7 protein-coding genes are annotated in these 13,271 nt (G+C 70.5%); all 7 read right to left on the bottom strand.

What is annotated here, in order from left to right; translation table 11 throughout:
• Positions 1 to 5: 5 nt before the first annotated feature.
• The 7 genes from ACVTJA_RS18230 to ACVTJA_RS18200 all read right to left on the bottom strand — a co-directional run bounded on the left by ACVTJA_RS18230 (position 6) and on the right by ACVTJA_RS18200 (position 13,011).
• The gene (locus tag ACVTJA_RS18230) at positions 6 to 4,589 is read right to left on the bottom strand and encodes an RHS repeat domain-containing protein (RefSeq protein WP_465837747.1); all 4,584 of its coding nucleotides are present in this window, start codon (positions 4,587 to 4,589) and stop codon (positions 6 to 8) included.
• Between the two features lie 5 nt (positions 4,590 to 4,594).
• Positions 4,595 to 8,017: a hypothetical protein gene (locus ACVTJA_RS18225; protein WP_465837745.1), complete on the bottom strand. Its 3,423-nt coding sequence runs from the start codon at positions 8,015 to 8,017 to the stop codon at positions 4,595 to 4,597.
• A gap of 12 nt (positions 8,018 to 8,029) precedes the next feature.
• Complete coding sequence (locus ACVTJA_RS18220) at positions 8,030 to 8,626, bottom strand: hypothetical protein (RefSeq protein ID WP_465837743.1); 597 nt, start codon at positions 8,624 to 8,626, stop codon at positions 8,030 to 8,032.
• Between the two features lie 3 nt (positions 8,627 to 8,629).
• Entirely contained in the window at positions 8,630 to 9,178 is a 549-nt protein-coding gene (locus tag ACVTJA_RS18215) for a hypothetical protein (protein WP_465837741.1), read from the bottom strand.
• 836 nt (positions 9,179 to 10,014) lie between these two features.
• The gene (locus ACVTJA_RS18210; RefSeq protein ID WP_465837739.1) at positions 10,015 to 10,383 is read right to left on the bottom strand and encodes a hypothetical protein; all 369 of its coding nucleotides are present in this window, start codon (positions 10,381 to 10,383) and stop codon (positions 10,015 to 10,017) included.
• 177 nt (positions 10,384 to 10,560) lie between these two features.
• Positions 10,561 to 11,061, bottom strand: a complete 501-nt coding sequence (locus tag ACVTJA_RS18205) for a hypothetical protein (protein ID WP_465837737.1) — start codon at positions 11,059 to 11,061, stop codon at positions 10,561 to 10,563.
• An 18-nt stretch (positions 11,062 to 11,079) separates the two neighbouring features.
• A complete protein-coding gene (locus tag ACVTJA_RS18200; protein ID WP_465837736.1) occupies positions 11,080 to 13,011 on the bottom strand; it encodes a phage tail sheath subtilisin-like domain-containing protein in 1,932 nt (643 codons plus the stop codon).
• Positions 13,012 to 13,271 lie beyond the last annotated feature (260 nt).

Below are 13,271 nucleotides of genomic sequence, written 5' to 3'. Positions count from 1 at the left end.
GGCGGTCAGAACCCCGGTCCGTAGTGGGCTTCGGTGAAGGTGATGGGCCAGGGGAAGCGGGTGTTCTCGGCCTGGCCCGTGAAGTAGACCACGCCGGTCCCGAGCACCCGGTTCGGATACAGCAGGTTCTGGTACGGCCCCTTCGTGTGGTCTGCTTCGTCCTGCCACTGGTGCAGGCTCGGGCGTATCTCCCAGTCCGACCCGTTCCAGCTGAACTCCGTCCCGCCGTTGTACGCGCGGACGAGCTCGCGCCGGTACACCGCACGGACCCGCTGGAGGGGCAGCTCCCTCACGTGCGCACTGATCCTTTCGGCGTATGCGGCTCGAGCGCCGCTCATCAGGATTTCGATGGACTCCCGCAGGTTCTCCAGGACGCTCCAGTTGGCCTCCTGCTTGACGCTGTCCGGAGGCGAGTCGAGCTGGCCGTAGCCGTAGCCGTGAGGAGGACCGAACAGCGGCATGTTCTTCTCGAGACCGTAGGAGGCCGACTTGAACTTCACGACCCGCGACGCATTGGAGTCGAACTGGTGCCGGTCGGACTCGTGGCCGGCGATGAGCCACAGCGTCACCTGCCAGACTTCGAGGGGGAGGAACTGGACCCAGTTCTTGTCCCGGTGCTCGTGGACGAAGTTGGCCATGAGCGCGTCCGTCAGGCGGCGCAGGTCGGGTGGGTTGGCCCCTCGGACCCGGAACGTTGGCAGCACCTGGACGGGCGTGCCGGCCGGTGGGGGCGCGGGGCTGCCGGAGACGAGCACCAGGCCCGGCTCGATAGGGACTCCGGCGATGGAGAGGGACCTCGCCGCGAGATGTCCGTTGCCGCCCCGCATCCGCTCTGCGTCCTCGGCGACGGTGGGCTGGAATTCAATCACCACCGTGTCGCGCTCGGGCCCCGTCGGGCGGCGCCCCCAGCGGCGCGTGCGGCCCTGCACCACCAGCCTGGGAGGGCGCCGGCCGGCCACCGGGTACGCCACCGGCTCCGCCAGCTTCGTGTCCTCCACGGTGCCGTTCTTGAGCAGCGTGACGGTGGCGCGCTGGAGCCCCACCGGTAGCCGGTGGTCCTCCCGGAAGTGCTTGTCCCCCGGGACGCTGCGATCGGGGCCGCCCCATTCGAGCTGGAACTCCCAGACGATCTCGAACTCCAGCGTGGTGGGGTTGCCGGGAAGCAGCGCCTTGCGGAGCCTCAGCAACTGCTGAAGGTCGGCCTTGCCCAGGCCCACCATCTGGAGCTCCATCATCCAGAGCGGCATCTCGGGCAGCGGGACCACGGGCCGTCGTCCGTCCGGGAGCTCGAGCACCCGCTGGCGGAAGTGATGGTCGTACGGCACCATCCGTCGCGCCCGGGCCCGCGCCCGCTGTGCGCCGTCGGATGTGCCCGGCGAGTCCAGGAAGTCGACGACGATGATTTCATCGCTCTCGTCGAGAATCCTCCCGGGCGACTGGCCGCTGTCGTCCGCGGCGGTGTAGTCATCCACGAGCGCAATCTGCACGCCCACGAGCTGGCAGAAGAACAGGTCGGCAATGCGTGGCACGGGACCCGCGTGCACCGCGACGAACACGGGGCCGAGCGCCTGGGCAGGGTCCACCAGGTAGAGCACCGCCTTGAAGGGCCGCGTCTTTCCGGCGGGCATGTCCAGTGTGGCCGGGACAAGCGGGACGCCGGTGGCGGAGTCACGCGAGGGCTTGAGCGAGATGATGCGCCCCCGTGCGTCGAGCAGCTGGACGGTGGCCGTGCGCGCGCGGGCGTCCACGAGCCCCTCCACCACCAGGGCCCGCTCCCGGGGACGAACGGACGCATCGGGGGGCTGCGGCGTGCCGTCCTCGTTGACCTGCGGAATGAACCTCGTCCCCACCTGCCTCCAGAGACGCGCCCCCTGGCTCAGGTGGTCGGTGGCGTAGCCCTCCGGCAGCGGCTCCCAGAGCAGCGGCCAGAGGGACAGCTGCGCCGGCTTCGTCAGGGAGAGCAGGGCCTCCTCCTGCACGAGGATCGCGGACGCGCCGGGCGACGCCTCGTATGGCACCACCTGATTCCGGAACATCGGGAGGAGGGTTGTCAGTACCGCATCCGGGAGCCGCTTCGCGCAGGAGCTCGCGAAGAGCTCGAGGGTGGCCTGCTCGCGCGCCTTGTACGGCTGCTCATAGGATTCCGGGAGCTCTGCATCCTTGCCGCTGGAGAGCGCGAGGAGGGTGCCCCGGGCGTCGGTCCGGAGCGGGGTGAAGCGCCCCGCCTCGTGCCGGTAGACCCAGGCATTCTTGAACGGCTGCGCGTTGGGCGCCGTCGTTTGGAGGACGAGCCCCACGCCGGTGGAGCTGTAGCCGCCCGCGGGGTCGGGCTCGCCCAGGGAGTGGTCGCGTGCATCCGTCTCCGTCCACGAGTGCCAGTAGTCGTGCAGGAAGACGGCGTCCACCAGGTAGAAGCCCAGGAAGAACGGCCCGAACCAGCCGTACTGATTGGTGTGCCGCAGCTCGTGCTCGTAGAGCGCGTCCTTCAAAGGCAGCTCGACCCGGCCGCCGTAGGCCCTGGGGCGCACGAGCTCCGTGAGGGAGGGGTCGGTCTGCCGCTCACCGCTGGGCGAGACGAAGAAGACATTGCCGAACGTGATGGCATGGATGCCGAGCGCATCCAGCAGCTCGCCAAACCCTCCGCACTTGAACACCAGCGCGAACGCGTCGAGCCGGGTGGACGCCGCCGCACCAAAGCCGGCCCCATCCCACGTCGCACGCCCCGCGGTGATGGCGTAGACGAGCCAGCGAATCACCTCGCCCACGAGGTTCGAAATCTCGATGATCAACCCGATCGCCGTGTTGGGCAGGGTCCACAGGACGCCGAGCACGGAGAGAAGCACGCCACCGAAGGACCAGTGGCCGTCGGGATCCACGCGGCCGACGGGGTCGTTCCCGCAGAAGGCGTAGCGGTTGCGCAGGCGGGGGCGGCGCAGCCAGTCGGCCAGCAGCGCGGAGCGCGCCGCGGCCTGGCGGCTGGCGGGCGCGCCCGGGTGGACGAGCCGCTCGTCGTCCGGCCCGGCCGAGTACGTGTCGGGCGTGAGGAAGCGGCCCAGGTGCGGGTGGTACCACCGCGCGCCGAACCAATAGAGCCCGACCTCCGGGACCCAGGCGCGGCTGCTGAACACCGGCCGGCCCTCCCCTCCCCCCTCGGCCGTGGGCGCGCCGAACGGTGTGTACCCGAAGCGGGTCACCACCCGTCCGGCCTCGTCGGTGACCAGGTGGCAGGTGCCGCGGACGTCGTGGTGCTGGAAGACGAGTCCGCCGTCCGCGCGCAGCTCCGCGACCACGCCGTGGGGCGAGCAGAGCGGAAGCCGCAGCCAGCGGCCGGTCGCATCGGTGACCGCGACGAGCGCATCGTCCGGCCCATAGAGATAGCGCTCGGTCCGGTCGGCGAACCGGGCCAGCACCGGGCGGCCGGCGTGGTCATAGAGGAAGCGCGCCACCGGGGCGCCGTGCCGCAGCACCTGCACGAGCTGGCCGGCGGCGTCGTAGCGGTACGTCCACCCCTCCGCTCCGGCCAGGCCCACAACCCGGCCGAAGGCGTCCGAGACCACCTCCGCGCGGACGCCCGGGCCCTCCAGGCCCACCAGCCGTCCGCCCGCGTGGGCGAAACGGCGCTCACCGCCCGGCTCCTGCATCCAGCTCAGGTTGTCGAGCGCGTCGTATCCGAAGCGCCAGGCCCCACCCTCACGCTCCTCCGCGGCCGAGAGCCGGCCCCGCCCGTCGTAGGCGTAGCGCCGGACACCCTCATCGAGGAGCTCGCCGGCCGGGCCATACGCGTAGTCACGGTGGAAGAGCAGGCCCGCCTCGCCGCGCACGGCGCGCGTCAGCGGCCGGCCGTCCACCGGATCCACCTGCGTCTCCTCGACCACGCCGTTGGCCAGCAGGACGCGAGTCCTCAGCCTTGCGGGCTCGTACTCGAAGCGCGCAACCACCCGCTCGCCGAGCGCCAGGGACGCAAGTCGGCCGCGCTCGTCCCAGGCGTAACGGACCGCGTGCGCGCCGGGCAGGCCCAGCTCCGAGACGCGGCCCGAGGCGTCGTACGCGAGCGTCACCTCCAGCACCACGCCGTCGATCTCCTGGCGGAGGGAGGCAAGCCGCCCTGCCTCGTCATGGACGTGCCGCGTGGAGACATGCGCGGTGGACGCCTCGACGGCGCGCCCCGCCGCGTCATACTGGAAGGAGAGCGGCTCGGCGTTGCCCCGGAGCACGGCCCGGAGGCGCCCCGCCTCGTCGTACTCGAAGCGCCGGGGGACGCCGCGCTCCTCGACGCACACCAGCCGGTCCCGCGCGTCGTAGGTGTACGACGTCGCGCCGCCGTCGGGGTGCTCGACCCGGACCAGCCGGCGCAGGTCGTCATGGCGATAGGACGTCCGCTGCCCGTCGGGCTCGACGAGGGCCACCAGCTCGCCGCGCTCATCGTAGAGGTAGCGCGAAGTGCCGGCCCCGAGCTCGTCCACGGCCTCGACCCGCCCCGCTGGCGCGTGCACCGAGCGGCCAGCCTGGTCGCGCTCCCGCCACGCCAGGATGCGCCGCTCGGCCTCCGCTCGGAGTCGCTCGCGCGTGTGCTGGACGCGTCGGTCCATGGTCGTCACCCGTTGACCGCGGCCGCGGGCCGCGGCGCGCCTCTGTACGGAATGGCCCGCAGCATGTCGTCGAACGCGACGCGGACCCGGTTCAGCTCCGCGTCGAAGCTCTCCCTCAGCTTGTCCGCCATCCGCTTCAACCGGTCGATCAACTCCACCAGCGCCAGCTGCTCCACCCGGCGGGTGAGGCGCTCGAGGTCCGCGCCGGTCTTCTTCACCACGCCGTCCACCTGTCCGAGGAGCGCCCCCAGCGCGACGCGCACCTTGACCAACTCCTCGTCGAGCGCTCTCGCCGCGGCGTCGAGCACGAGCCCGAGGTTGTCCCTCACGGCATCGCGCGCCCGGGTGTAGGCGGCGTCCAGCCGCGCGCCCAGCTTCCCGGGGTCGATGGCCTCCAGGGGCGCCTTCAGCGGCTCCAGGACCTGGGTCCGCAGGGCGTTGGCCACCGCATCCGGGTCGAGCAGGCGGATCTTCGCGTGGAGGGCGTCGTAGACGATGCGGACGGCGTCTTCCAGCGAGCGCGGGTCGATCAGCCAGACGACGTCGTGGAGCGCGCCGAAGAAGCCGTTGAGGGTGGTGGCCAGCGCGTCCGCCACCGGCTGCAACTGGGTGAGGAAGGCGTCCGCCGCCTCCTGGAGGGGCCTGGCGCGCAGGGACGGCCTCAGCTCGGTGACTCCGGCAAGGATGGCCTCGAAGGCGAGCGCCTCGCTCTGGCGGAGGAAGGTGGGCAGGCGGTGGTCCAGCGCCTCACGGAGCCGCGAGTACGTCCCGGCCGCCGGGGAGAGGTCCACCGCGGATACCCCGCGCTGGAGCGCCGTGAAGACGGCCTCGTGAAACCGCGACAGCCGCCACGCCGCACCGTCCACCTGCTGGGGGTCCACCAGCGCAAGCACCGCGTCGAAGCGCACGCTCACGGTGGCGATGTCCCCCTCCCGGTCCGTCGCGGCCAGCGAGGCGGTGGCATGGAAGGCCCGCTTCATCGTCGCGAGGTCCTCCAGCGGCTGCAGGAGCGGCCGAGGCGAGAGCCGGGCCAGCCGGTCGAGCGCGCCGAGCAGGTGGGAGCGGATGGCCCAGGGGTCGAGCACCTCGAGCGCCACTGACAACCCGGTCCGGAGGGTGTTGACCGCGTCGGTGACGGCGGCTTGCGGAGCGGCCTGGATTATCGCCACCAGCTTGTCGAAGAGCGGATCGAGCGCCTTGAAGGCGGCTCCTACCTGGAAGTGGTCGCGGACGTGGGGGGCGATACGCGTGAGCTCCGTGCCCGTGTCCGTCAGGAGGGCGCCCGTCAGGTCCTCCACCAACGGCCGTAGGGCCGCGAAGAAGGACTTGAGCGGCTCCGGAAGGAGCAGCTCATCCAGCGCGGACAGCAGGCCGGAGCGGATGGAGGCGAGCAGCGCCTGCTCGCGCCGCCCCAGCTCCTCGAGGAGCGGTGTGACGTCCAGCCATGCGATGAGGTGGTCGAGCTGCGCGTAGAGGTCCTTCAAGGGCGCCAGCCACCGCGCCGGCTCCAGACGCGCCACCTGCCCCATGAAGTCTTGATAGGGCTTCTGGAGCGGACCGAGCAGTGCGCCCGGCGAAATCCTGGCGAGGGCCTGGTTCAGCGCGTCCGCCTGGTGGCGCAGCGGCGCCACGAGCTCGTTCCCCTGGAGGTGGCTCACCGCGTCCGAGACCTTCTTCAGCAGACCGGAGAGGGGCTCGAGCAGCGAAGCAGGGTGGAAGCCGCCGAGGTGGTGCTTCAACTCGTCCACCGCCGCGCCCAGCTCGTCCAGGAGCGGCATCACCTTGCCCTCGGCCGCGGCGAAGAGCTCCTTGAGCTCCTTGAGCGCCTGGTTCTCCAGGTCCAGCGCCTGGAGCGTGGCCAGCGCCGCCACGAGGGCGAGCTTCTCCACGTCCGACAGCGCGTTGGGGTCGATGCCGCGCAGCTTGTCGCGGATCTGATGGATCTCGTCGATGACCGCGGTGCCCACCGGCTCGAAGCTGACCTGCTCCAGCCTCGCCAGGAGCTCCTGGAGCTTGTCGAGCTGTTCCCCGACGCTCTTCTCGGCCTCGGTGAGCAGCTCGGAGAGGGTCGTCAGGGCACTGGAGAGCTGCCCCAGAAGCGGCGTGAGGCTGGCCTCGACCTGGGCCAGCACCCCATTCGCCACGTCGGGGGGGTGCACCTCCACGCCCCGGATGGTGCTCGTGGTGAAGTCCTCGAGGGACTGGAAGCCGGCCTCGATGTTCGCGGCGGCCTGCTCCATCCCCAGCGCGTCCAGTTCCTGCTTCACCCGCCCGAACATCTGCTCGACGGCCTGCTGGATGTCGCCGGTGGGAATCGCCTCGACGGTGGCGCGGACGCCATCGAGGAAGTCGAGCACCGCGGGGCGCACCTGGCCGAGCGCGGACTGGCGCGCCGCCTCGCGGATGGAGTCGCCCATCGCGTCGATGCGGGCCTTCAGGTCGTCCACCGTGCCGGCCCGGGCGAGGCCGGCCTGCATCGAGGTCAGCAGCTCCACGGCCGAGCCGACGATGTCGTCAACGGTGGCCGCGGGCACCAGCTCGATGGCCTCGAGGAGCCGCTGGTACGTCGGCGCGATTGCGTCCCAGTCCTGCGCCTCCACGAGCTGCTGGATTTGCTCGTACAGGTGGGGCAGCGCGCCGAACAGGACCGTCACAGCCTGCTGCAGGGCGTCCAGCGCCTGGGCGACGGCGGCGTAGCCCTGTGGGTCGTCAGGCTCCAGGGCGGCGAGGGCGGCCGCGACCTCGTCCCGGGCGGTGGCCAGCGCTCCGAGCGGCGCACCGAGCGCGGTGGCCAGCGCGTCCGGCTCCAGGAAGGCCACCGCCGCCAGCGAGGCCTGGACGTGCTCGAGTGGCCCGCGCAGCAACTCCGGCGCGACCCCGGCGAGCTGCCGCGCCAGGAACGGGCCGAGCTGTTCCTTGTGCGTCTCGAAGTCCGACAGCAGTTGCTCCAGTTCGGCGAGCTCCGCGGAGATGCGCTGGAGCGTCTCGGTGGGAATCAGGCCCTGGGTGAGCTGCTGGACCCTGGCCTGGAAGAGCCTGACGGCCTCGTCGAGGACGGCGAGTGCCACGTCCCGCGGCCCCTTGCCCGTCGGCAGGTCCCGGAGGAGCGGGTGCCGCATGAGGGAGGTCTGGGCGCGCGCGTACGCGTCGTGGATGGACTCCACGTACTCGAGGGCGCTCGAGGGCAGTGCACCGGAGAGCGTCTCGAGCGCATGGGGCAGCCGGGTGGAGATCCCACTCACGTCGACGTGGGCCTGAACCTCGAGCCCGACCATGGCGCCCACCAGCGGGCCGAGCGGCGAGCTGGCGTCCTGCGCACCGAGCGCGCCGAGGACCGTCTCGAGCGGCTCGAGGAGCGACCCGGTCCGGCCGAGCGCGTCGCGGAGCGGCGCGGGATCCGGAAGCCTCTGGAGGATGCCATCGGCCAAGTCAGTGCCTCCTCAGAAGACGCGGCGCAGGGCGGTCAGCACGGCCTCTCCGCTGGTGCTGACGGATTGGTAGTCGCTCAGCATGGACGGCAGCTTGCTCGTGGGATCGCCGAAGGACGGGATGGAGCTCAGCAATTGGGTGAGCTGAGAGACCTGGTCCAGGGAGTTCTGCACCGTGTCCACCGCACCGGTGGCCTCGTTGACCAGGTCCGAGTTCAGCGCATCGAAGGGGCTCACCGCCACCGCCGCGGGCGGCTCGACATACTCGAGAACCCGACAGGCGTAGTCGTATTGGTCCAGGTAGCCGGCGCGCTGCGCCACTTCCAGGGAGGCGATGATGACCTGTGCGAAGTAGCCCTCACCCACCGCCTCGGCGAAGAAGTCCACCGGCACGTGGGCGCGGTATGCATCGCGCAGCTCCTGGAGCTCCTCGAAGGCGCCGGCACCGTAGAAGATGCCCCGGAACTCCACCTCCACCGAGGGGCGCCCGAGGACCTGGATCAGATCCCCGTTCATGCCGGGCACGCCGTGCGCGACCAGGCGGGCGTGCTCGCGAACCGCGACGTGGGTGAGGTGCTCCAGCCTGACGGTTCCGAGCTCGATCGCCACGCTCTATCTCCCGGTGGTCCCATAGACGCGAAGGAGCTCGAGCTCGAGGAGGTCCGCGAGCGCGTCGGCAAGGCGCTCCGCATCGAGCAGCCCCACCCCGGCCGTCTGCTGCCTCGCCCCGGTCTCGTTCGCGCCCGCACCGAGCCCCTCCCGACATTGCGAGCCGAGCGGGTCCACCGTGCCCGGTGTGCCCGCCTTGAAGTCCGGCTCCAGGGCGAGGGGCGCAACCGCGGGCGGCGGAGACACCGAGGGCACAACAGCCTCGAAGGCACGGGAGGGGTTCGCGCGGACCAGGTCCTCGTGGAACGCGTCCCCGGGTAGCGGAGACACCGCGGGCGCCACCGGCTCGCGGGAACGGGCGAGGTTCGTGCGGAGCAGGTCCGCTCGGGGCATGTCCCCGGACGGCGAAGACACCGAGGGCACAACAGCCTCGAAGGCACGGGAGGGGTTCGCTCGGACCAGGTCCTCGTGGAGCGCGTCCCCGGGTAGCGGAGACACCGCTGGCACCACCGGCTCGCGGGAACGGGCGAGGTTCGTGCGGAGCAGGTCCACGAGCCGCCCGGGACCGGGTGCCAGGCGGAGTCCACCGGAGGGTTCAACGCCTTCCTCCCGCTGACCATTCGCCGCTGGCGCGGCGTCCTGCGCTCCCTGCTCCCGTGTTGCACGCGTCGCCCCCCGCGGGAGCGGACCTTCGTCCAGCAGCGGCAAGGCCATGTCTGTCGTCTCAGGGCCACCCGGCGGCAGAACGCGGAGGGGAGCCCTTCGAGGTGGAGACTGAATGAGGAGCGGCGCCTTTCGGGGACTGGCCTGGACGGACGGAAGCGCACGGCTCGTTCGAGGTACGTCCACCACCCGGCCTCCCGCGCCTCCGACCGCAAGCCCCGGCCAGCGCGAGGAACTTCGACTGTCTTGCGCCCCTGGCACGGCCGCCGCACGGGCGGGCCCACCAGCCGCGAACGCGTGAAGAGGGGCCGCCCGCGGCACCGCCCCCGGGCCATGCACCATGGGTGTCGCCCCCGCTCCCGCTCGCCGGAGCCCGGTTCCTGGCGCGGAGAGGCCCGGTCCACTCCACGTCGCGCTTCCGGACGGCTTCGCTCGCACTGGCTCCACCACCGCCCGGGACGGCGCCGGCCACTCTGCGGCGAAGGGTCGGGATGTGCCCCGCCCATCCGGGGGCCGGGGCACCGGAGGCACGGAGGGGTCCGAAGCATCAAGCCGCGCGAGGATGAGGCCCAGGTTGGCCGTCCACCGGTCCACCGGGTCGTCCAGCAGCCCGCGCAGCCGCGGCGGGTCCCCGAGTGCTGAGGAGACCAGCGGCCCGCGGAGCCTCTCGTCGAGCCCCAGCAGCCTGCTGCCCACGGAGGTCAGGCGCGCGATGACCGCCACCCTCATGGGCCACGCTCCTCCAGCCGGAGGAGCTGCTCGATGCCGGCGAGGTACACGGCCACCTGCCCGGGAGTGAGCTGGGCCACCTGCTCGGGGGTCCAGCCGAAGTGCTTCGCCAGCAACAGGTGCGTCCGCCCCAGCGGCGAGCTCGCGACCTGTTCGAACGACTCCCCGTCCTCCGACAGCCCCGAGAGGGCGTTGATCCGCCGCACGAGGAAGTCCACCAGCCCCACGTGCATCGCGCGGACCTGGTCGAGCGTGAGCGGAGGCTCGACGATCGACTCCTTGATCATCAGCAGCGGCACCAGTGTCGGATTCTCATGGGATGCCTGTGAGATGAGCGTGAGCATCGCCACGCTCAGGGGGCGCATTCGCACCCTGCCTCCGGCGACCCTCTCCTTCGGCGGTGCGCCGGGGAGGAGGATCTCCTGGGGAACGTTCACGTCGTGGAGGATGCCGCCTCCGAGCAACAGCTCCTGAGCGGAGAGCATCCGGGGGGTGTCCGTGGGTCGCGGTGTTTCAGTCATGGTCGGTGGAGCAGGCAACGCTCACGCCTCCTCGAATGCCACCCGCATCGCGTGGAACGAGACCGACTCCATCACGAACTCCTCCACGGGGATGCTGTAGCGCCAGCTCGAGAACCGGGCGCCGAAGATGATGATCTTCGTCAACTGGTCCGGGTGCGCGGGATCCCTCAGGGTGGAGATGATGTTGAACGATGGCTGCACGAAGTTGGCCGTCGCAGGTGGGCTCACCGCGCCTTCGCCGAGCAGCAGCCGCAGCAGCGCCCCGTTGACGTGGCCGCGCTCGGCAGTGCCCGAGACGCTGACGGTACCCGGCCGCAGGTGCGCCGGGTAGCGCCGGCCTATCTCGTAGAAGGGCCTGAGGTCCGTGGTGACGGTGAAGGTCACGTCGGTCAGCCGTCCCACGGCATTGCTGAGCGCGTACTGCGAGATCAGCCCGTCTGCGAGCGCTCCCTCGGGAGAGACCGCATCGTCGACGCCCAACACCAGCACCGCGTCGTTCGCGCGAAAGATGTCGTTTGGCATGAATCGTTCCCCCCGGCACTACTTCAAGATCATGGTGACCAGGACGAAGTCGATGCTGAAGGTCGGCTTGAGGGTCATGGTCACGTTGACCTCGCCGCGGATCTCCTGCGGGCGCGTGGCGGTGACCTCGAGTTCGTAGGCGGTGAGCGCCTCGTCCTCCACCATGCGGGTGAGGAAGGCATCGATCGTGGCCTTCATCGCGGTCCGCACGCGCGGGTTGTTCAGCCGGCCGATGTACGGGTTGGCCGCCGAGCGAACACCGTACCGGGCATAGTCGACGATGCGGCGGATGGGGATGGACGAGAAGGGCGTGCCCTCGCCCGCAGTGGTGACGCCCTTGAGGAGGCGAAAGCCGTTCTTGCGCACCACCGCCAGCACGTTGCGCTGGATGAGCTGCTCCTGCTGGCCGCGGTTGAAGTCGAGCGCCAGGTCGGACACGTTCAGTGCTTTGTTGGTCAGGCTCGTCTGCACCGCCAGGGAGCTCATCAGCCCCGCCACCGCCGCCGCAGTGTACGCGGCAGGCAGCGTCGGCCCGTCCGGGTTCGCGATACCGGGCGCCACCACGATGAGCCGGTCGCTCACGCGGGAGTGGCCGAGCGCCTCCTCCAGGGTGCTGCCCGGTGCGCCGATGACACCGATGCGCTCGCGGTCCGTTTCCCCCGTCTGGTTGAGATGCGACTCCAGGACGGGGCCCATCTTCCGGGTATCCTGACCGGCAAGCACGACGATGTTGATGGTCTCGTTGGAGAGCGTGTCGAGCGCAGCGGCGTAGTCGTCCTGCCCCGCGTCCGCGCCGTTGTTGCCGGACGGGTTGCTGCCGGTCCCGAAGAATGCGTCCACCTGGGCCGGCCGTTTGTCGCCCTGGTCCTGGTCCGCGATTCCGCTGACCAGCTTCGAGCCCCTGACGAGCTCCGCGAGCATCCGCCCGTCAGGGACCGTGTACCGTTCGGTGACGGTCCCCTCGCTGAGCGTGACCCGGACGCAACTCGATGGAGCGACCAGGTACGAGGCGATGATCTGATCTCTATCGGCCTGCACCGGCCCTGCCCCGCTCGCGAACTCAAGCGAGCCATCCCAGGTCGTGACGAGCACATGACCCCGTTCGAACGTCCCATCGAAGCCAACTCCATACGTCGCGAGCACCTCGTGGGTCGTCTTCGGGAGCTGGTCGGCCGCGAAGGTGATCTCGCCAGTGGCGGTGTTGATGCGGACGTTGTCGCTCGCGGGCGCGGCACCGGCTTCGAAATGGATGGCCGGCCCAGCGTACTCCCTCACAACAGTCGTGCTGGTCTTGTCCCTCACCACGATCCGGGTGAAGTCGGCCGACGCGAGGGGTTTGGACTGCAGGATGAACCGGCCGCCCACGTTCGGCACCCGCTCATCCGAGACCCTCCGTCTGTAGTGAGGGATCAGTGTCTCGGTCTGTCGGGTCGTCCCCCGGAAGATGCGGAACTGGTTCTCCGCGGAGTCCATGACCGGGGCGTAGCGGAGGCGCGCAAGTGTGGCGGGGACCACCTCGCGCGAGATGCGCGCCGGGTCCTGGGCATCCTCTACCTGGATGCGAAGGGAGTTGCCCCACGTCCCCGGCGTATTGGCGGCGAGCGTCGCCACCGTGCGGCCCACCTCGTCCAGGACGGCATAGCTGGCGCTCGAATATGTGGCGCTGGCGGCGCGCACCGCCACCACAGTCGACGCTCCGTTGTTGTAGGCCTGCTCAAGCGCCCGGACGAGCGTGAGCGGGTTCGCATTGTCTTCCGGATTGTCGAAGTCGTCCGCCGCGCCGAACAGCTCGCGCGCGTTGCCAAAGCTGGCCAGGGTCATTGGCTTCCCCACCTGGCCCCTGGCCGCAGTCCCCACCACGCCCACAATCCCCGTCGCGATACGGCCTGCGGAGATCAGGCCCTCCGCACGGACGGTGATGTACGTCCCTGGAATGATCGTCTCCGCCATCGAGCCCCCCGGCCGTGAGCGTGGACTGCATCGAGGGGCGAACGCGCGAACGGGACTCAGAATCTGGTGATGACCTGCCCCCCAACCGCCACAGCGGGCGGGACATTGGGTGCGAAGTCCCGGAACCACAAGACGGGAGGTAGATAATGGGTTCTGGGTCGACAAATCTCATGACCACGCGTTGCCGAGGGCACAGCGCCTGTGTCGCGGGTCCAACCGACTGAGCTATGGGGTCGGGAGCTGTACCGAAGGGCAAGCCG

This window comes from Pyxidicoccus sp. M6, from assembly GCF_055568925.1.
This window is presented reverse-complemented; position numbering and strand designations above follow the sequence as displayed.

Coding starts and splice junctions, on each gene's coding strand:
- ACVTJA_RS18230 (WP_465837747.1), bottom strand. CDS start 4,589: ATGGACCGACGCGTCCAGCACACGCGCGAGCGACTCCGAGCGGAGGCC.
- ACVTJA_RS18210 (WP_465837739.1), bottom strand. CDS start 10,383: ATGCGCCCCCTGAGCGTGGCGATGCTCACGCTCATCTCACAGGCATCC.
- ACVTJA_RS18205 (WP_465837737.1), bottom strand. CDS start 11,061: ATGCCAAACGACATCTTTCGCGCGAACGACGCGGTGCTGGTGTTGGGC.
- ACVTJA_RS18200 (WP_465837736.1), bottom strand. CDS start 13,011: ATGGCGGAGACGATCATTCCAGGGACGTACATCACCGTCCGTGCGGAG.